The following is a 17,557-nucleotide window of genomic DNA, read 5'->3' as shown; positions in this document are numbered from 1 at the left end:
TAACAATATTGTGCTCCAAATTGTTAAAATCAAAGCTTAATCTTCATTTTTACATATAAATCGTGTATGATAGTTTTGGACAAGTGCAAGAAATAAGGAGGATTACATATGATTCATGTACACGTAACAACATGGTTTTTAACGTTAGTATTGTTTTTTGTTGCTGTTTATCTTCTAAGAGCAAATAAACAAAAACCACTAAAAATTATCCAGATGGTTCTGCGTCTATTGTATTTACTTGTTTTAGGAACGGGCTTACATCTACTTGCTGCTTATTATCAATTTCAAGGAGCGGCAAATATTAAAGCACTTGTAGGTTTATGGGTAATTTTCTGTATGGAGTTTATTTTAACTAGAGGAAGTAAAGGAAAGCCTACTAAGATATTTTGGATTCAATTAGTGATCTCATTGGTTTTAGTATTCGTATATGGATACGGAATTCTAGGATAAAAGTTATATGGTAAAGAGCCCATTTTCTAATGAATGGGCTTTTTTTAGGTTGTGTTAAAGACCAGTATTGATTTTTTGCAGTGGTGATTGTAGTGGAAGGACGCGAGACTCCTGCGGGAGAGCGGGTCACGGGAGACCCCACAGGCGCGCTTTTCGCCGAGGAGGCTCACGGACTCGCCCGCGGAAAGCGAGTGTCCTGTAACGAAAATCAACAACAATGTTTAACATAGCCTTTTTATAAGGAAAAGAACGGTTCAGTAGCCTTCTACCGGTTATCAGGTGGCGATATAAACAAAAACAGGATCTCAATAGAGAATCCTGTCATGTTTGTTCAAAGGCTTGATAATATATGCCTTTTACCATTATTAATTGTTACCTCGAATCGGTCACTTCGAGTAGCTCCTCGTTTAAAATGATGATGTACTGAACACAGTTCTTCACCGTTATCAAATACAATGAAGTTAACCCCGTTAATTGGTTTGGTTTGGACTTTGTAGAATAAGAAATTGTGACAGTAAATGCAATCAAATAATGAAAATTGAAGAGTGTTTAATAGGGTAATCAGTTTTGAAAAAGCTTCATCTGTAAGCTCATTTAACCATTCTTGATACACATAGTTCAGTGGTTTTTGAATTTTAAAGATGTCTCCATTTCTTACTGCATACACTTGTTTTCCTAGCGCCATTCCATCTTCGAATGATTCAAAGGTTTCCCATTGATTATTAATTTTAATTTGATAGGAATCATTAATGATATCTATCAAAGCAGAAGGTTCATCCTGTTCATCAAAGAAAACCCATTGCTCGTGAATTGTTTCAACTGACCCAATCATGAAGGCTCTTTCCTGATTTGGGAGCTGCTCTAGTCGTTGTTGTAATTTCATGGCTTCCTCCGTAATTCAATCAGACCTATCTTCATTTGTTGACAAAAATAGACCAAATTATAATCCGTTACTTCATTTTATTAAAAAAAATAATTATTGTGATGATTCAAAACAGAAGCTGTAAACCCTTAGTACCAACAATAATGAAAGTGCTTTCTATAAATAACGGAAACAACCCTACATCACTCGCCTAAAGAATCCTTTTGAAAATTACTGCATAGAATGGAAGGAGTGTTTGACATCGTTTGACTAAGAAACGATAGAGAGGATGATGACACCATGTGTGGAATTACAGGATGGGTATCCTATAAACAATCATTAGAAAATGAAGTGAATACGGTCAAAAAAATGGCTGAATCCTTAGCCCTTCGTGGCCCAGATGATACAAATGTATGGGTGAAAAGGCATGCAGCCTTTGGACATAAACGATTAATTGTTGTCGATCCTGCAGGCGGAAAACAGCCAATGAGTAGGAAAAAGGGCGAGCAGTCTTATACGATTTGTTATAACGGAGAGTTATACAACACAGAGGATATAAGAAAGGAACTACTTTCTAAAGGGTATACGTTTCAATCTCATTCAGATACTGAGGTTTTGCTCACTTCCTTTATAGAGTGGGGAGAGCAATGTGTTGAATACTTAAATGGAATTTTTGCATTTGCAGTATGGGATGAACAGAATGAAAAGCTGTTTATTGGTAGAGATCGTTTAGGAGTGAAGCCATTATTTTATTATGAACAGGATGGCCATTTGATTTTCGGTTCAGAGTTAAAGGCAATCCTTGCTCACCCTTCTGTAAAAGCTGAGGTTGGATTAGATGGTTTATCGGAGGTATTTGGATTAGGTCCATCGCGTTCACCGGGGCATGGGGTTTTTAACGGTGTAAAGGAATTGCGTCCAGCACACTCTTTGAGCTTCTCTAAAAATGGTTTGAAAATTTGGAGATATTGGAATGTAGAAAGTAAACCACATCACGAGAGTGTTGAGGAAACTGCGGAAAAAGTAAGGTTCTTATTCACAGATGCGGTAACGAGACAGCTTGTGTCTGATGTTCCAGTCATGACCTTTTTATCAGGCGGAGTAGACTCAAGTGCTATTACAGCAATTGCTTCAAATGCCTTTGAAAAAGAGGGCAAAGGTCCACTTCACACTTACTCGATTGACTATGAGGATAATGATAAATACTTTGAAGCAAATGAATTTCAACCAAATTCTGATCAACCATGGATTCAGTTAATGTCTGACACATTTAGTACGGTACACCATAACTCTGTGATCACAACAGACCAGTTAGTTAATCATTTAACTGACTCCGTATTAGCTCGTGACTTACCGGGAATGGCAGATGTAGATTCATCACTTTTGTGGTTTTGTAAGGAAATAAAAAAGGATTTTGTAGTAGGACTTTCCGGAGAGTGTGCAGATGAAATCTTTGGTGGATACCCTTGGTTTCATCGTCCAGAGGATTTAGCATCAAGTGCATTTCCTTGGATGAGGTCTACTGAGCTTAGAGAAGGTCTTCTTCAATCACATTGGAGAAAGAAACTTAACTTAAATCAATACGTTCAAGATCGCTATGATGAAACCGTAAAAGAGACACCGCTTCTTGATGGTGAGACTCCACAAGAGGCTCAGCGTAGACAATTATTCTATTTAAATATGCTTTGGTTTATGACCACATTACTAGATCGTAAGGATCGGATGAGTATGGGAGCAAGCCTTGAGGTACGTGTTCCTTTTGCAGACCATCGCTTAGTAGAATATGTTTGGAATATTCCTTGGGAGATGAAAATGCATGAGGGGCGTGAGAAGGGAATTCTTCGTAAGGCACTTGAAGGCACTTTACCTCATGATGTCCTGTATCGAAAGAAGAGTCCTTATCCAAAAACTCACAACCCGAATTACACGAAAGCAGTAAAAGGTTGGATGGAGAGTATATTACAAGATAAGTCCTCTGCTCTTTATCATTTCTTTGATGAAAAGAAGTTAAAGGAAATAGTAGCAACTGAAGGGAAAGCATTTACTGTGCCATGGTTTGGCCAGCTTATGACTGGACCACAACTTCTTGCACACTTAGCCCAAATTCACGTTTGGTTCAAAGAATATGGCATTAACGTAAAAGAGTAACTAAATTCATACAAAGTAAGAAAATACATCACTGTAAAGTGGTGTATTTTTTTATACTTTATGATTTGACCTTATTAGTTGGTCAATACCCCGTTTCTATGTATAATGTCACTTAGGTAATAGGTTTATTATTAGAATAAGATGACTACTCTAGTAAGGTTTATAGAGAACGGTACAGGGAGGAACAAAGTTGAGCAGGAAGATACTTATGTGGCTGATTCCATTTCTTCTTTTTTCAAGCCAAACGAAGGCGGTTGAAGAAGAAGCACGAAATTGGCAGGATGAAATCATTTATTCAATAACAATCGATCGTTTTTATAATGGAGATGTAACAAATGACCACAATGTTTCAATTCAAAACCCACTCACTTATCAGGGGGGAGATTTTAAAGGAATAATAGAAAAGCTAGATTATATAAAAGACCTAGGATTTACAACGATTTCTTTATCACCAATCATAGATAACGAAACTGATGGTTATCACGGATATTGGCCTCAAGATTTCTATGAAACTGAAGAGCACTTTGGAACAATAGAGGAATTTAAGCAATTAGTTCAGGCTGCTCATGAGAAGAACATAAAGGTCATCGTTGACTTACCAATCACTCACATTGCTACTACTCACGAATGGTTGGCTGACCCTGAAAAAGCTGACTGGTATACAGAAGCAGGAGAAGATGGTGTTCTCGTAACGGATATCCCCCAGCTTCTACATGAAACTCCAGAGGTGGAACAATATCTTATAGAGATGGCCAAGTGGTGGGTATCTGAAACAGATATCGATGGCTACCGCTTAGTTAATGCACATATACCGTCAGTAGCATTTTGGGAGAGATTCTCAGCAGAAGTAAAGAAATCAAAAGAAGACCTGTTTCTAATTAGTGATCGTATGGTTAACGATGACCTACTAGATGCATCTGGAGATTATTCTTTTTACGAAGAGGCAAGTTCAACTTTCCGGGAGGTTGATCAGTCGTTGGACGAGCTTTATCAAATCTCCAAGCAACACCAAACAACCCTTGAAAATCCGTTTGTCATTGGAAATTTCATTGACAATGACCAGACTGTTCGTTTTACAAGGGAGCTCATCGAAAAGAGGCAAAATCCCGAGACCCGCCTAAAGCTAGCACTTACCTACCTATATGGAGCGCCAGGAATTCCGATGATTTATTATGGTACGGAAATTGCTTTAGATGGAGGACAGGTTCCTGACAATCATAGAATGATGGCGTTTAGGGCAGACAAGGTAATTGTAGATTATATGACGAAGCTTGCAGAAATCAGAAAACACCATTCCTCGCTTCGACATGGAGACTTTGAATTGATCTTCAATCAAAAAGGTATGGCAGTTTTTAAAAGGACTTTTGAAGAAGAATCTACTATTATTGCGATCAATAATGCTAGTGAAACGATTACTGCTGACATACCAGTCGAAGTAATTGGTGAGAATCAAGAGCTTCGAGCACTTTTAAGCGATGAAATCGTTCGAGCCAACGAAGACAGGTACTTACTAGTAATGGACAGAGAAACAGCTAACATTTTTATGCTACATGAACAGACAGGTATTAACTGGATGTTCATTATAGGAATGGTTGGAGTTTGGTCAGCGTTTGGGATATTTATTTATCTTGTGAAGAGAAAGTCAAAAAGTGCGGGAAAAGATGAGTAATTGGACAAGCTAAACTAGTGTCTTAATGAGGTATCACTATACAGCCTTTGATACTAAAATATTATACATCGCATAATTACTAATGAATCAAACTGGAGGTAAAAGTAGTGGAAAATTTAAAAGGTAAAACGGCTCTAATCACAGGTGCAGGTCGTGGAATTGGAAGGGCAACTGCTATTGCTCTTGCTAAGGAAGGCGTAAACGTTGGATTAGTAGGGTTGACTATGAATAATCTAGAAAAGGTAGTTGCAGAATTGTCAGAGTTTGATGTGGACGCTTCTGCGGCTGTAGCCGATGTTGCAGATCTAGAGTCAGTACATAGTGCAGTAGACCATATTAAACAAGACCTAGGCTCTATTGATATACTAGTAAACAATGCTGGGACTGCTAAATTTGGTGGATTTCTTGACTTAACACCTGAAGAGTGGGAAAACATTATTAAAGTAAATCTTATGGGAGTTTATAATGTGACAAGAGCGGTGTTACCTGACATGATAGAAAATAAGTCAGGAGATATCATTAATATATCCTCTTCAGCAGGTCAAAAAGGAGCTCCTGTAACAAGTGCTTATAGTGCATCTAAATTCGCGGTCCTAGGGTTAACGGAGTCACTAATGTTAGAGGTAAGAAAGCATAATATTCGAGTAAGTGCTTTAACGCCAAGCACGGTAGCAACTGATCTTGCTTTTGATACTAATTTGATTAGTGAAAATAATCTAGAGAAGTTCATGCAACCAGAAGATCTTGCAGAGTTAATCGTCTCCCAATTAAAGTTGAATCGTCGAGTATTTGTTAAATCAGCGGGATTATGGTCAACAAATCCTTCATAAGTAAAAGAAAAAGACGTGAATCATACTAGATTCACGTCTTTTTTTGTGTGAAAAGAAAATCCTTCATTCTAGAGATGAAGGACCAGAACCATGTAGATTTTCAGAAATCTACTAACTACCCATTTACAATGGTACCACCATTAATATGAAGAATTTGTCCAGACATATAGGAAGAGTCGTTAGATGCTAAAAAGACATAGCTTGGACCTAGTTCACATGGCTGTCCAGGACGTTTCATCGGTGTATTAGCTCCGAAGCTTGCAACTTCTTCACTTGTGAAAGTCGATGGAATTAATGGTGTCCAAATTGGACCCGGCGCAACGCCATTTACTCGAATGCCACGATTGATTAATTGTTTAGATAAGGAGCGTGTGAAGGTTACGATTGCTCCTTTTGTGGAGGAATAGTCAAGTAGCTTTTCATTTCCCTCATATGCAGTAATGGATGTTGTATTGATAATGGAGCTTCCTTCTTTTAAATGAGGAAGGGCAGCCTTTGTTAAGTAAAAATATGAAAAAACATTGGTTCTAAAAGTCTTTTCTAGTTGTTCGGCTGTAATTTCCTCAATACTATTCTGCGGATGTTGTTCAGCAGCATTGTTTACAACAATATCTATACTACCGAAAGTTTGTATAGTCTGTTGCACAGCTTCCTGACAAAAATGTTCATTACCAGCATTACCTGCTAGCAACAGACACTTTGAGCCTTCCGCTTCTACTAATTGTTTTGTTGAATTAGCATCCTCGTGCTCATCCAAATAAATAATAACAACGTTTGCGCCTTCTTTTGCAAAGTAAATGGCAACAGACTTTCCTATACCACTGTCACCACCTGTAATCACGGCTGTCTTTCCTTGAAGTTTATTGCTCCCTCTATAGCTAGAATCAACGGAAACAGGAGTAGGATTCATCTCTGATTCTATCCCAGGCTGTCGGTCCTGATGCTGAGGAGGCAAAGTTTGGTGTGTTTGTTTTTGATTATTGCTCATAATATCCCCCTTACTAACGTCTAAGGGTTAGTATGCCGAATATACAAAAAAATAACAGAGTAAACTACTCTGTTATTTTAGTGCTTCCGTCTTTTGTTTTATCGGTAGTTCATAAACTGGACTTCAACTGTTAAATCCGCCTGCTTTACTGCTGAGATGATCGCCTGTAAATCATCACGGCTCTTAGCGGTAACACGGATCTGATCATCTTGTATTTGGCTTTTCACTTTTAGACCAGAGTTTTTAATTAACGTATTGATCTTTTTAGCATTTTCTTTATCAATCCCTTGAACTAGCTTGCCTCTTTGGCGAACAGTTCCACCTGAAGCTTTTTCAATTTTCCCGTAATCGATGTTTTTAGTGGGAACTCCTCTTTTAATGAGCTTACTAATCAGTACATCCTTAAGCTGCTCTAATTTATATTCATCATCAGAAACAAGTACAAGCTCCTCCTTGTCTAATGAAATATCACTTTTGCTTCCTTTAAAATCATAACGAGTTTGTATTTCTTTTAATGCAATGCTTATTGCATTTGTGACCTCTGGTAGTTCTACCTTTGAAACAATATCAAATGAGCTTTCCTTTGACATTTATTCATCCCCTCCGTATGTATTCATCTATGAACATATTGTACAAAATATAACCCTTTTAAGACAAGTTATCATACCTAGAAGATTAAATATCACTACCTTGTGAATAAAATAGTGATATAATGGTTCGAAATGGAAACAATGATATCTAGGATATCAATTAAAAGGTGGGTACATAAATGGCAATTAATCCAGGTATGATTCAAACTCTAATTGTAAATAGAGAAGTTGATTTTGGATTTTATGTGACAGATGAAAACGAAGAGGTATTACTACCAAACAAAGAGGTAATAGGTGAGATCGATTTAGATGACCAAATAGAGGTATTTGTCTACCATGACCATGAAGGTAGACCTATTGCAACGATGAAGACACCAAAGATTACTATGGAAACTTATGATTGGGTTGACGTAGTGGGTGTTAATGAAGGACTAGGTGTCTTCATTGATATTGGGCTTACAAAGGATATGTTAGTGTCTAGAGATGATTTACCCTTGTTCGAGGAAGTGTGGCCAACTGAGGGTGACCGACTTTATTGTAGTCTAAAGCTAGACCGAAATGGTCGTTTGTTTGCGAAGCTTGCAACAGATCCTGTCATACAAGAACTTTCCATGGCAGCATCGAGAAATGCTTTTAATAAAAATGTAAGAGGGGTTATATATAGAACCGTAAAAATTGGTTCATATATGCTAACTGAAGAAAAGTACATCGGGTTTATTCATGATTCTCAGCGTAGAGTAGAGCCCCGTTTAGGACAAACGATCGAAGGAAGAATTATCGATGTGAAGGAAGATGGAACAGTTAATGTTTCATTATTACCTAGAGCCCATGAAGGCATGGATGAGGACTCTCAGGTTATTTATGAATATATGGAGGGTCGTGGTGGTGCGATGCCATATTGGGATAAGAGTAACAGTGAAGATATCCAAGCAAGATTTGAAATGAGTAAGGGTGCTTTCAAACGTGCATTAGGAAAGCTAATGAAGGAAGAAAAAGTATATCAAGAGGATGGTTGGACCTACTTTACCTCTAGAAAATAGATGGGATGGCTACTGGAATTATTCAGTAGCCTTTTTTTATTTTCAGTATAAACTTACAATTTTTACTTCTTACAAATTGCTAAATTAAAGTCGAATCATGTCGATAAAATCGATATGATTTAAAATAAGGAGTGAAAAAATGAGGAAAATATTATTCTCTTTTTTGTTGATTTTAGCTTTAATACTCGGTGGTTGTACTTCTACAGATCAATTAAGCTCAGTTGAAGATGTAAACACAATCAAGATCGGCATTATGCTTTCAGATGTAGGGCTGGGAGACCAATCCTTCTCCGATGCTGCTTTTCATGGTTTGATGAAAGCTAGAGATGAATTAAATATTTTATTTGATTATCGTGAGTTAAGTGAGACCGAAACATATGAACAGGGGCTAACGGAACTAGTTGAAGCTGAAAACGATGTTGTCGTTGGTTTAGGCTTTATGGTTCAAGAAGATATAGAAAAGGTTGCACAAAAATATCCAGAACAAAAATTCATTTTAATAGACTCTGTCTCAGAGCTTGATAACATAACATCCATTACATTTAAAGAAGATGAGGGAAGCTTCTTAGCAGGTGTGGCAGCGGCGTTGGCAACAAAAACGAATAAACTTGGTTTTATTGGTGGAGCAGACGTTCCATTAATTAATAAATTTGCTAATGGGTTCTTACAAGGGGCAAAATCTATTAATCCTGATATAGAAGTTGTTATTGAATATGCTGGTGACTTTGGTAATGATCAACTTGGAGCAACTATGGCTAGTCAAATGATCTCAAATGGTTCAGATGTCTTGTATGCTGCTGCAGGATTTACCGGAGTGGGTGTATTGAGAGAAGCACAAAACAAAGGAATTTATGCAATTGGTGTTGATAGTGATCAATACTTTTATGCAGAGAAGGCTGTGATCACGTCCATGCTCAAAAATGTAGATGTTGCTCTTTATCAAGTAATCTCGACATTTGTTGAAAATGGAGAACTTCCTACTGGACATGTTGAGCTAGGACTAAAGGAAAATGGTGTGGATCTAGCACCAATTCGAATTATTCCGTTTACTGAGCAACAACTAAACATAATCGAAACTAACAAAGAAAACATCAAATCAGGAACTATTACTGTAACTGAATAAAACCTAAGGAGGTGGATGCTATGAATTTGAAAAAGAAGCTAATGTTACAATCAATGATTGGCTTGGTTCTTGCCATTGCTATGATTGGGTATATTATTGTAAAGATGATTGAGATTGATAAATCCAATACGAATTTTGTACCATTCTTACTATCTGTGCAACATTTAGATGCAGAAATAAAGATTACAAAGCAAAGTTTAAACAATTTCTCTTTCAATATGACGGAAGGAAATAAAGCAGAAGCTTTTAATCAGCTAAGTTCTACTCAAGAAAGCTTTAATTCTGTTGAACAATTAAGTTCTATTCCACTCATGAGTGAAGTCATTAAGAAGTCTAAAGTTAAATTCGAAAACCTTCATGCTGAAGCTAAACTAGCATTAGAAAGTAATAATGCTGCAGAGGTTAAAAGACAGTCCATTCGAACGGACGGAGTAATTAATGATATACATCTATTAAACTTATACGCATCAACGCACTATGAACAAATACAAGAAAGTTTAAAAAGTAAGATTGGAATGGTTATTGCAGTTGCAGCGATCGGATCTGTTATTTTAATACTTGCTTCTATTCTTTTAAGCTATCGTTTAACCATCTCAATCACGAAGCCATTACAAGCTTTAACAGAGAATGCAAGAAGAGTATCAGCAGGGGACCTTGTTGTCGAACAAGTTTATTATTCTAAAAATGATGAAATTGGTGACTTAAACAACTCCTTTACTCAAATGGTGGACCAATTAAGAGGGTTAATTGGTTCAGTAGAAAATGTAAGTAAAAAAGTTGAGCAATTTTCACGTGAAATTGAGGATGAGAATAAGGGACTCGTTGAAATTAGTAACCAAGTAGCGGTCTCAACTGATGAGCTTTCACATGGATCACAAGCCATTTCTGAGGATCTTCAGAACTCTGTGCATCTAGTAGAGCAACTAGATCAAGAGTTTGAAAAGAACCTAGAGGCTTCTAAACAAACAGCTGCCTTTGGATTAGAAACAGTGGATTCAATTGGTTCAGGAAGAAAAGCGATGGAGGAACAACGTAATCTTCTAACTAAAAATATCTCCTCAACGAATAAAATAGAAACAGCAACGAAGGCATTTGCAGGGTATGCTAGCAAAATCGAAGAAATGGCTACTTCGGTATCCTCTATTGCTGGCCAAACAAATCTTCTAGCTTTAAATGCGGCGATCGAAGCAGCTCGTGCAGGAGAAGCTGGAAAAGGCTTTGCTGTAGTTGCAGATGAGGTTAGAAAGCTAGCGGAGGAATCAACAAAAGCAACCGCAGAAATTTTCAGCATGGTTGAACATATTCAAGCGGGATTATCTGAAATTGTTAAATCAGTGAATCAAGGGGTAGACATTGCTCAGAAGCAGGAACAATCAATGATTGTTACGAATGAGGCATTTGAAACTATTGATCAAAAGGTACAAAACATTTCCTCCCACATTCAAGGAATTGTGGATGGGATGTCACAATCTAAAAAAATTGGTAACCAAGTGTTAGATTCAGTTGGCAATATAAGCTCAGTTGTACAGCAGTCTGCTGCAGGAAGTGAAGAAATTTCAGCGTCTACAACTGAACAACTACAAGCATTCGGAAAGCTTGCAGCCAAAGTGACAGCAATGAGAGATTTAACAAATGAACTAAATCAAATGTTATCTCAATTTAAGTTGAGTTAATTTTAAGGTCAGCAAATATTGCTGACCTTTTTTGTGCAAAGTATGATACAGAAAGGAGAGTTGAAATGGGGTTAATAAAGGAATTTAAAGAATTTGCGGTTAAGGGAAATGTAATTGATTTAGCGGTGGGTGTTATTATTGGTGGAGCATTTAATAAGATCGTTTCTTCACTTGTAAATGATATAGTGATGCCACCAATTGGTATGTTACTTGGAAAAGTGGACTTTACAAATTTATTTTACACGCTTGGAAATAAAGATTATAAATCTCTTTCAGAGGCACAAGAGGCTGGGGCCGCTACGATTAATTACGGAATCTTTTTAAATAATATTATCCAATTTTTAATCACAGCTTTTGTCATTTTTCTCGTGATTCGAAAAATTAATAAGCTGAAAAGAAAAGAGGAAAAGGTACCATCTGCACCTACAGATAAGAAGTGTCCTTATTGTATTACAGCTATTCCCCTTAAAGCGATAAAATGTCCACAATGTACGGCTGACTTAGACTTAGTTACTACATAAATAAAAGCTTGGCATCTGCCAAGCTTTTATAAATGATCTGTTTTCTTTGAATATTGACGCTTACCCTTCTGGCGATTTTCTTCTCGCTCTTCATTCTTTTGGGCACGTTTAGCATTATTATCAAAGGCTTTTTTGTCATTATCACTTGTATGACGCATATGGATGCTCCTCTCAAAATAAAGGTACATCCTTAGCGTTTGTAGAAAATGCAATCTTTATGTAAGAACCATTAAGAATGCGCACAATTCAATCATTGTAGTTTGTTTACAAAATAAAGTCCAATCGTTCCAGGTCCTGCATGTGCTCCAATTGCTGAGCCGATTTTTGTAATGAGAAAAGTTTCACAGCCTAACTGTTCCTTAATTTTCTCTTGAAGGAACAAGGCTGTTTCTTCATCTTCTCCATGACTAATACCAATCGTTTGACTTGTTAAGTCTTGTCCACGTTCTTTCATTAGATCAATCATTCTTTGCAACACTTTTTTACGACCACGAATTTTCTCGATCGGGATTAATTTACCCTCATCAACATGTAGCAGAGGTTTAATATTGAGTAATCCTCCTACAAAAGCAGAAGCCTTAGAAACTCTTCCACCTCTTGCCAGATAATCTAGGTTGTCAACTGTCACAATATGCTCCATATGCTCTGCGAAGAACGTGGTTTGTTCAACCACTTCACTGTATGTAAGACCACTCTCTATGAGTTCAACAGCTTTTCTTACAACTAATCCCATGCCTAAAGAAGCACATTTTGTATCCAAAACCGTAATTTTAAAATCTGGGAATTGTTCTTTAACTTGTTCTGCCATCATTCTGGCAGTCTGGTATGTTCCAGAGAGCTCAGATGAAAAGGATACGTAAAATACCTCAGCCTTTTCCTTTGCTAGTGCAGTAAACGTGTCTTCAAATCTTGTTGGTGGAACCTGTGAGGTCTTCGGAACAAGCTCATTTCTCATTGCTTCATATATTTTTGATGAATCAATTGTTTCCATATCAAAATAGTCTTCCCCATCTAAGTGAACAACTAAGGGAAACAGATGTACCTTTTCCTGATCAAGATATTCCTTTGGTAAATCACAGCCACTATCAGTTAGTAGTTTAATCATTATTTCATCACCTCTACTTGCATTATATATGTAAATATAACTCTTCACACAAAATTTTAATAGAAATTAGGCATAATTGGCTATCAATTCTGCTGAATATGAACTTTACTCAAATTGAATGTTCTTATAACAACTAACATATTATCTGTGTTACGTGGTTGATTTACTTTTTGATGTGAACATAGTATAAGCCAATTTGGATATTTACATGAAAAAGTATATTTTTCCGGTTTCAAATGAACGGATTGGGTAACATTAAGTCTATAGGGATAATAAGGAGGATTTCCATGATTTTGGGAGAGAGTAAGAAAATTATAATTGTTATTATAGGAGCTCTACTAAGCGCGATAGGATTAAATCTCTTTTTAATTCCTGCTCATGTATATGCAAGTGGATTTACAGGGGTTGCACAGCTAATTGCAAGTCTAGTTCAAGATTACACTCCTTTTTTTATTTCAACAGGGGTACTTTTATTTCTGTTGAATATTCCAGTTACGATACTTGGTTGGAAAAAAGTTGGGAAGTCTTTTACACTATATAGTTTTTTAAGTGTTGGGATTACTACATTCTTTTTGGAGATAATCCCCGTTTATTCGGTATCAGAGGATATTTTTCTAAACGCTGTATTTGGTGGCGTAATTGTGGCTGTTGGGGTTGGACTAACGTTAAAGTGGGGTGCTTCAACTGGCGGCGTGGATATTATCGCTATGGTGTTATCCAGAATGAAAGATCGTCCAGTCGGCACTTATATCTTTATGTTAAACTCAGTCATCATTATTGCAGCTGGTTTGCTATACAATTGGGAGCAAGCTCTATATACATTAGTTGCCTTATATGTTTCTACACGAGTTATTGACGCTATTCACACCAGACATGAAAAGCTAACAGCTATGATTATTACGAAGAAAAGTACAGAACTAAAACAGGCCATTCAATCTAAGCTTGTCAGAGGAATCACGATCCTACCAGCTAAAGGTGCATTCACGAACGAATCAAAAGAAATGATGATGATTGTTATTACTAGATACGAGTTATATGACCTTGAACGAACCATTAAAGAAGTGGATGAAAATGCTTTTACTAATATCGTTCAATCCACAGGGGTATTTGGATTTTTTCGAAAAGATGGGTAGCTTCTTTGTAACTTTAAGAGCAGAAATCCGACCATAATTGGAGAAGAGTCTTTTACAGGAGGAATGAAAGCATGCGAGCATTTATTTATATAATAGGTTTGGTGATGGTCTTGACGGGATGCGGTAATTCAAATCAAGAAATAACGACAGACACAAATACTGAAGAATCAGCTGAGACAACAGCATCTTCAATTGATCTAGCAAATTTTGAAACAACTCTTGAGGTGAACCAAACAAAAGAAAATGTGAGGTTTACAATCAATTTTCAGAATAAGGGGGAAGAAGCTGCACAATTTACATTTTCCTCTGGGCAAAAGTTTGAAATTGTTGTTACTAATGAAGCTGGTCAGAAGGTTTATCGTTTCTCAGAGGGGAAAATGTTTACGATGGCTTTAGAAACCATCACCCTTGAAGCAGGTGAGACTGTCACCTATGAGGACGTTTGGGACTATAAAAAGGATGGAGAGTTAGTGGACGAAGGTGTTTACACAGTTGTTGCCTTTGTTATTCCAATGGAAGTGAACGGTAATAAACTTGAAAAAGACTACTTTAAAGCAGAAGAGAACTTTACTGTAGAGTCGTTATCAAGTATTAACCAATCAACTACGGAAGAAAGTCAAGAGGAATCGAAGTCAGAGAATCCTGCGTTTCGAAACATAAAAGTTACTGGTGAGGCAGGAGAGTATGTTATTACAGGAGAGGCAAGAGTATTCGAGGCAGTTTTCATGTACTCTGTAGAAGATGGCCACTATGAGATTGTTAAGGAAACACCTTTCTTTGCTAATGAGGGAGCACCCGCATGGTCAACTTTTGAATTGAAAATTTCCATTCCAGAGAATAAGTTGCCTGAACAGGGTGTACTAACTGCACGGATTTATGAAAGAAGTGCTAAGGATGGTTCTATTATTAACTCTTGCGTTGTAACGTTAGAAGAGTTTTAAGGTGTTCTTATGTTTAATAGGCACTACTAATCAAAAAAGCATCCCATCCGGGATGCTTTTTGATTAGATCTTAAATTTTCGTACAAGGTTTTGTAAATCTTCAGCCATGTTTGATAATGAATGAGCAGAAGATGAGATTTCTTCCATTGACGCTAGTTGTTCTTCCGCTGCTGCTGCAACATTTTGTGCATTACTAGACGATTGTTCACTAATGTTTGCAACATTTTCAATCATTTCTACCATGTCTGTGGAGCCAGCAGTTACTTCTTCAACAATAGCTGAGACTTCTTGAGATTGTGATGAAATCACTTCAATCATTTTCGTAATTTCTTTGAAAGAACTGCCTGATTGTTGAACTAAATTCATCCCATCATTGACGGATAGAGTACCCCTTTCCATTGCATCTACTGCTTTGGTTGTTTCAGCTTGAATGTCACTGATTAAACTACCGATTTGTCCAGCAGCATGCCCTGATTGTTCAGCAAGCTTTCTCACTTCATCGGCTACAACTGCAAATCCACGGCCATGCTCACCTGCCCTAGCTGCTTCTATTGCTGCATTTAAAGCTAAAAGATTTGTTTGGTTAGCAATTTGGCTAATTAGATCCACAATCTGTCCAATTTCTTTTGATTTATCTCCCAATGCATTTATAACTACTGAAGTTTCTGAAACTTGCATTTGAACGTCGTTCATCTGTTGAATGGTGCGTTCTACTACAGTATTACCTTCGTTAGACTTTTCAGTTGTTTCCACTGTAAGTTCGGCAACAGATTGAATCGAGGAAGCTACTTGATTCATGCCCTTTGATATTTCTAACACAATTTCATTGGATTTTTTAACAGTAGAAACCTGCTCATTTGATCCTTCAGACACTTCCTGGATTGCTGTAGAAATTTGTTCTGTTGCAGTACTAGTTTGTTCTGCACTAGCAGTAAGTTCTTCAGAAGATGCTGCCACTTGTTCAGACGTATTACGAACCTGTTCAATCACAGAGCGAAGTTCAGTCACCATCTTATTCATTGTTTTAATCAGAGTTCCAACTTCATCCTTTGACTTTGTTACCATTTCCTCTCCGGAAAAATCACCACTAGCAACAGTTTGTAAACGACCAACAACTTGTAGAATCGGTTTAACAATCAAGTTTGCTACAAAGAATGCAATTCCTATTCCCGCAAGAATAACGATAATCGAAATAACAATATTGGAGGATTCAGTTGCCTTTCCATTGGTTAATATATCTTTACCCATATTTTGAACGGTCTTATTTTCTTCCTCAACAGCTGATCCCAATAAATTCATAATTTCTACTGCATCTTCTCTTACTAGTTTATTGTTCTCAATTGCTGCAGCTTGATTTTGATCGTACACATCATATACATTTTTAGTAATATAATCGCCCCATGCAATACTTTTAGTAATGATTTCCTCAGCAAGTGGGCGTTCAGTATCTGATAAATAACCTTGTATATCCTTTTCTAACTGTTTACTTTCTTCGGTGTAGGCAAAGAACTTATCCTTCAATTCTTGATCACCGTATAACAGATATCCACGGGTGACAGCAATACGTTCAGCCATATTGAATCTCAATGTTTGATATATAATTAATTCTTCAAGATCATCAGTAACAAGTTCCTCAGCAAGATTATTTGTCTTACCTGTATTTACGATTGTAAAGATTGACATAACTACGACTAATAACAGAATAATTCCAAAACCTAGTAATAGTTTTGTGCGGATTGATTTCATGTGGCAAGCTCCTTAAAATAATGGTTATTTAACATAATGACATTCATCTTAGAATGCTAAGAGAGCGAATCATCTGTCTATCGTCTATTGTCTTGTAGTTTTCAATTTTTGAGAATCACCCTGTATTCCTATTTTTTTCTTGTCATAGTCATCGATTCCTATATGCTTAGTATAAAAGTTTAGACAATGAATGAATGGAGTGTAACTATGTTAGTTAAAGGAGTTAATCATCTTTTATTTTCAGTTTCTAATTTAGAGGATTCAATTCGTTTTTATCAGGAGGTATTTGATGCAAAAATAGTTGTGAAGGGAAGGAATACCGCATATTTTGACTTGAATGGTTTATGGATTGCACTAAATCTTGAAAAGGATATTCCGCGTTCTGAAATAGAGCATTCTTACACACATATTGCTTTTACAGTTGAAGAAAAAGATTTTGAAGCGATTTCAGCTAAACTTAACCAGAACAATATTAGAATTTTAAAAGGGCGAACCAGGGATGCAAAAGACAAACAATCCATTTATTTTACAGACCCTGATGGTCACAAATTTGAATTTCATACCGGGACACTACAGGATCGCTTAGACTATTACAAAGCAGAAAAAACACATATGGAGTTCTTTGAATAAATGTAACAGCAAATATTGGATTTCATTCTAATGTATGTTTCTCCATATTACTCCACATATTAAAGGTGATATTCCTTGTAATATCAACGATTTTTTAGAAATTCCTAA

At 36.7% G+C, this 17,557-nt stretch carries 17 protein-coding genes and 2 pseudogenes; 12 read left to right on the top strand and 7 right to left on the bottom strand.

What is annotated here, in order from left to right:
* Positions 1–108: 108 nt before the first annotated feature.
* Positions 109–450, top strand: coding sequence for a YisL family protein (locus G4D63_RS02845; protein ID WP_163177478.1), 342 nt, complete (start codon positions 109–111; stop codon positions 448–450).
* Between the two features lie 331 nt (positions 451–781).
* On the opposite strand, the gene G4D63_RS02840 is transcribed toward G4D63_RS02845, so the two are convergent.
* Positions 782–1,333 (bottom strand): DUF2777 family protein, encoded by a 552-nt coding sequence (locus G4D63_RS02840; protein WP_163177476.1) that lies wholly within the window; start codon positions 1,331–1,333, stop codon positions 782–784.
* Between the two features lie 279 nt (positions 1,334–1,612).
* Here G4D63_RS02840 and asnB point away from each other — a divergent pair, with 279 nt between their 5' ends.
* The 3 genes from asnB to G4D63_RS02825 all read left to right on the top strand — a co-directional run bounded on the left by asnB (position 1,613) and on the right by G4D63_RS02825 (position 5,959).
* Positions 1,613–3,460, top strand: a complete 1,848-nt coding sequence (gene asnB, locus G4D63_RS02835; RefSeq protein WP_163177474.1) for an asparagine synthase (glutamine-hydrolyzing) — start codon at positions 1,613–1,615, stop codon at positions 3,458–3,460.
* A gap of 190 nt (positions 3,461–3,650) precedes the next feature.
* The gene (locus G4D63_RS02830; RefSeq protein WP_163177472.1) at positions 3,651–5,129 is read left to right on the top strand and encodes an alpha-amylase family glycosyl hydrolase; all 1,479 of its coding nucleotides are present in this window, start codon (positions 3,651–3,653) and stop codon (positions 5,127–5,129) included.
* A gap of 107 nt (positions 5,130–5,236) precedes the next feature.
* Complete coding sequence (locus G4D63_RS02825; protein ID WP_163177470.1) at positions 5,237–5,959, top strand: 3-ketoacyl-ACP reductase; 723 nt, start codon at positions 5,237–5,239, stop codon at positions 5,957–5,959.
* Positions 5,960–6,074: 115 nt separating this feature from the next.
* On the opposite strand, the gene G4D63_RS02820 is transcribed toward G4D63_RS02825, so the two are convergent.
* The gene (locus G4D63_RS02820; RefSeq protein WP_163177468.1) at positions 6,075–6,947 is read right to left on the bottom strand and encodes an SDR family oxidoreductase; all 873 of its coding nucleotides are present in this window, start codon (positions 6,945–6,947) and stop codon (positions 6,075–6,077) included.
* A gap of 98 nt (positions 6,948–7,045) precedes the next feature.
* Entirely contained in the window at positions 7,046–7,537 is a 492-nt protein-coding gene (locus tag G4D63_RS02815; protein WP_163177466.1) for a YajQ family cyclic di-GMP-binding protein, read from the bottom strand.
* Positions 7,538–7,716: 179 nt separating this feature from the next.
* Here G4D63_RS02815 and G4D63_RS02810 point away from each other — a divergent pair, with 179 nt between their 5' ends.
* From G4D63_RS02810 to mscL, 5 genes and pseudogenes are all read left to right on the top strand, one after another.
* Entirely contained in the window at positions 7,717–8,577 is an 861-nt protein-coding gene (locus G4D63_RS02810; RefSeq protein WP_163177464.1) for a CvfB family protein, read from the top strand.
* Between the two features lie 139 nt (positions 8,578–8,716).
* On the top strand, positions 8,717–9,700 hold the full coding sequence (locus G4D63_RS02805; RefSeq protein ID WP_163177462.1) for a BMP family lipoprotein: 984 nt from the start codon (positions 8,717–8,719) through the stop codon (positions 9,698–9,700).
* A 20-nt stretch (positions 9,701–9,720) separates the two neighbouring features.
* A pseudogene (locus tag G4D63_RS22340) lies at positions 9,721–10,428 on the top strand (sensor histidine kinase); the annotation flags it as partial.
* The gene (locus tag G4D63_RS22335) at positions 10,423–11,373 is read left to right on the top strand and encodes a methyl-accepting chemotaxis protein (protein ID WP_420837797.1); all 951 of its coding nucleotides are present in this window, start codon (positions 10,423–10,425) and stop codon (positions 11,371–11,373) included. The pseudogene G4D63_RS22340 and the gene G4D63_RS22335, both read left to right, overlap by 6 nt.
* A 65-nt stretch (positions 11,374–11,438) precedes the next feature.
* Entirely contained in the window at positions 11,439–11,894 is a 456-nt protein-coding gene (gene mscL, locus G4D63_RS02795) for a large conductance mechanosensitive channel protein MscL (protein WP_163177457.1), read from the top strand.
* Positions 11,895–11,920: 26 nt separating this feature from the next.
* Here the strand turns inward: mscL and G4D63_RS02790 are convergent, their stop codons facing one another.
* Both G4D63_RS02790 and G4D63_RS02785 read right to left on the bottom strand, forming a co-directional pair.
* Positions 11,921–12,052 carry a DUF3941 domain-containing protein gene (locus G4D63_RS02790; RefSeq protein ID WP_163177455.1) on the bottom strand — a complete coding sequence of 44 codons (132 nt, stop codon included), beginning with the start codon at positions 12,050–12,052 and terminating at the stop codon, positions 11,921–11,923.
* Between the two features lie 92 nt (positions 12,053–12,144).
* Positions 12,145–13,002, bottom strand: a complete 858-nt coding sequence (locus tag G4D63_RS02785) for a DegV family protein (RefSeq protein WP_163178367.1) — start codon at positions 13,000–13,002, stop codon at positions 12,145–12,147.
* Positions 13,003–13,286: 284 nt separating this feature from the next.
* Here G4D63_RS02785 and G4D63_RS02780 point away from each other — a divergent pair, with 284 nt between their 5' ends.
* Positions 13,287–14,132 carry a YitT family protein gene (locus G4D63_RS02780; RefSeq protein WP_163177453.1) on the top strand — a complete coding sequence of 282 codons (846 nt, stop codon included), beginning with the start codon at positions 13,287–13,289 and terminating at the stop codon, positions 14,130–14,132.
* A 71-nt stretch (positions 14,133–14,203) separates the two neighbouring features.
* A complete protein-coding gene (locus G4D63_RS02775) occupies positions 14,204–15,073 on the top strand; it encodes a BsuPI-related putative proteinase inhibitor (RefSeq protein ID WP_163177451.1) in 870 nt (289 codons plus the stop codon).
* Positions 15,074–15,136: 63 nt separating this feature from the next.
* Here G4D63_RS02775 and G4D63_RS22330 read toward each other — a convergent pair whose 3' ends face one another.
* Both G4D63_RS22330 and G4D63_RS22325 read right to left on the bottom strand, forming a co-directional pair.
* Positions 15,137–16,084: a methyl-accepting chemotaxis protein gene (locus G4D63_RS22330; RefSeq protein ID WP_420837796.1), complete on the bottom strand. Its 948-nt coding sequence runs from the start codon at positions 16,082–16,084 to the stop codon at positions 15,137–15,139.
* Positions 16,079–16,321: pseudogene (locus G4D63_RS22325) on the bottom strand (HAMP domain-containing protein); the annotation flags it as partial. The pseudogene G4D63_RS22325 and the gene G4D63_RS22330, both read right to left, overlap by 6 nt.
* Positions 16,322–17,026: 705 nt before the next feature.
* On the opposite strand from G4D63_RS22325, the gene fosB reads away from it, so the two are divergent.
* The gene (fosB, locus tag G4D63_RS02765; protein ID WP_163177447.1) at positions 17,027–17,449 is read left to right on the top strand and encodes a metallothiol transferase FosB; all 423 of its coding nucleotides are present in this window, start codon (positions 17,027–17,029) and stop codon (positions 17,447–17,449) included.
* The last annotated feature ends 108 nt before the right edge of the window (positions 17,450–17,557 follow it).

The organism is Bacillus mesophilus (genome assembly GCF_011008845.1).
Classification (GTDB): Bacteria; Bacillota; Bacilli; order Bacillales; family SA4; genus Bacillus_BS; species Bacillus_BS mesophilus.
The sequence above is the reverse complement of the archived record's forward strand: the minus strand, read 5'-3'. Positions and strand labels throughout refer to the sequence as shown.

Bases quoted from the DNA above. Each gene is read 5' to 3' on its own strand.
- G4D63_RS02845 (WP_163177478.1), top strand. From the start codon at position 109: ATGATTCATGTACACGTAACAACATGGTTTTTAACGTTAGTATTGTTT.
- G4D63_RS02840 (WP_163177476.1), bottom strand. From the start codon at position 1,333: ATGAAATTACAACAACGACTAGAGCAGCTCCCAAATCAGGAAAGAGCC.
- asnB (WP_163177474.1), top strand. From the start codon at position 1,613: ATGTGTGGAATTACAGGATGGGTATCCTATAAACAATCATTAGAAAAT.
- G4D63_RS02820 (WP_163177468.1), bottom strand. From the start codon at position 6,947: ATGAGCAATAATCAAAAACAAACACACCAAACTTTGCCTCCTCAGCAT.
- G4D63_RS02815 (WP_163177466.1), bottom strand. From the start codon at position 7,537: ATGTCAAAGGAAAGCTCATTTGATATTGTTTCAAAGGTAGAACTACCA.
- G4D63_RS02810 (WP_163177464.1), top strand. From the start codon at position 7,717: ATGGCAATTAATCCAGGTATGATTCAAACTCTAATTGTAAATAGAGAA.
- G4D63_RS02805 (WP_163177462.1), top strand. From the start codon at position 8,717: ATGAGGAAAATATTATTCTCTTTTTTGTTGATTTTAGCTTTAATACTC.
- G4D63_RS22335 (WP_420837797.1), top strand. From the start codon at position 10,423: ATGGTGGACCAATTAAGAGGGTTAATTGGTTCAGTAGAAAATGTAAGT.
- mscL (WP_163177457.1), top strand. From the start codon at position 11,439: ATGGGGTTAATAAAGGAATTTAAAGAATTTGCGGTTAAGGGAAATGTA.
- G4D63_RS02790 (WP_163177455.1), bottom strand. From the start codon at position 12,052: ATGCGTCATACAAGTGATAATGACAAAAAAGCCTTTGATAATAATGCT.
- G4D63_RS02780 (WP_163177453.1), top strand. From the start codon at position 13,287: ATGATTTTGGGAGAGAGTAAGAAAATTATAATTGTTATTATAGGAGCT.
- G4D63_RS02775 (WP_163177451.1), top strand. From the start codon at position 14,204: ATGCGAGCATTTATTTATATAATAGGTTTGGTGATGGTCTTGACGGGA.
- G4D63_RS22330 (WP_420837796.1), bottom strand. From the start codon at position 16,084: ATGGTGACTGAACTTCGCTCTGTGATTGAACAGGTTCGTAATACGTCT.
- fosB (WP_163177447.1), top strand. From the start codon at position 17,027: ATGTTAGTTAAAGGAGTTAATCATCTTTTATTTTCAGTTTCTAATTTA.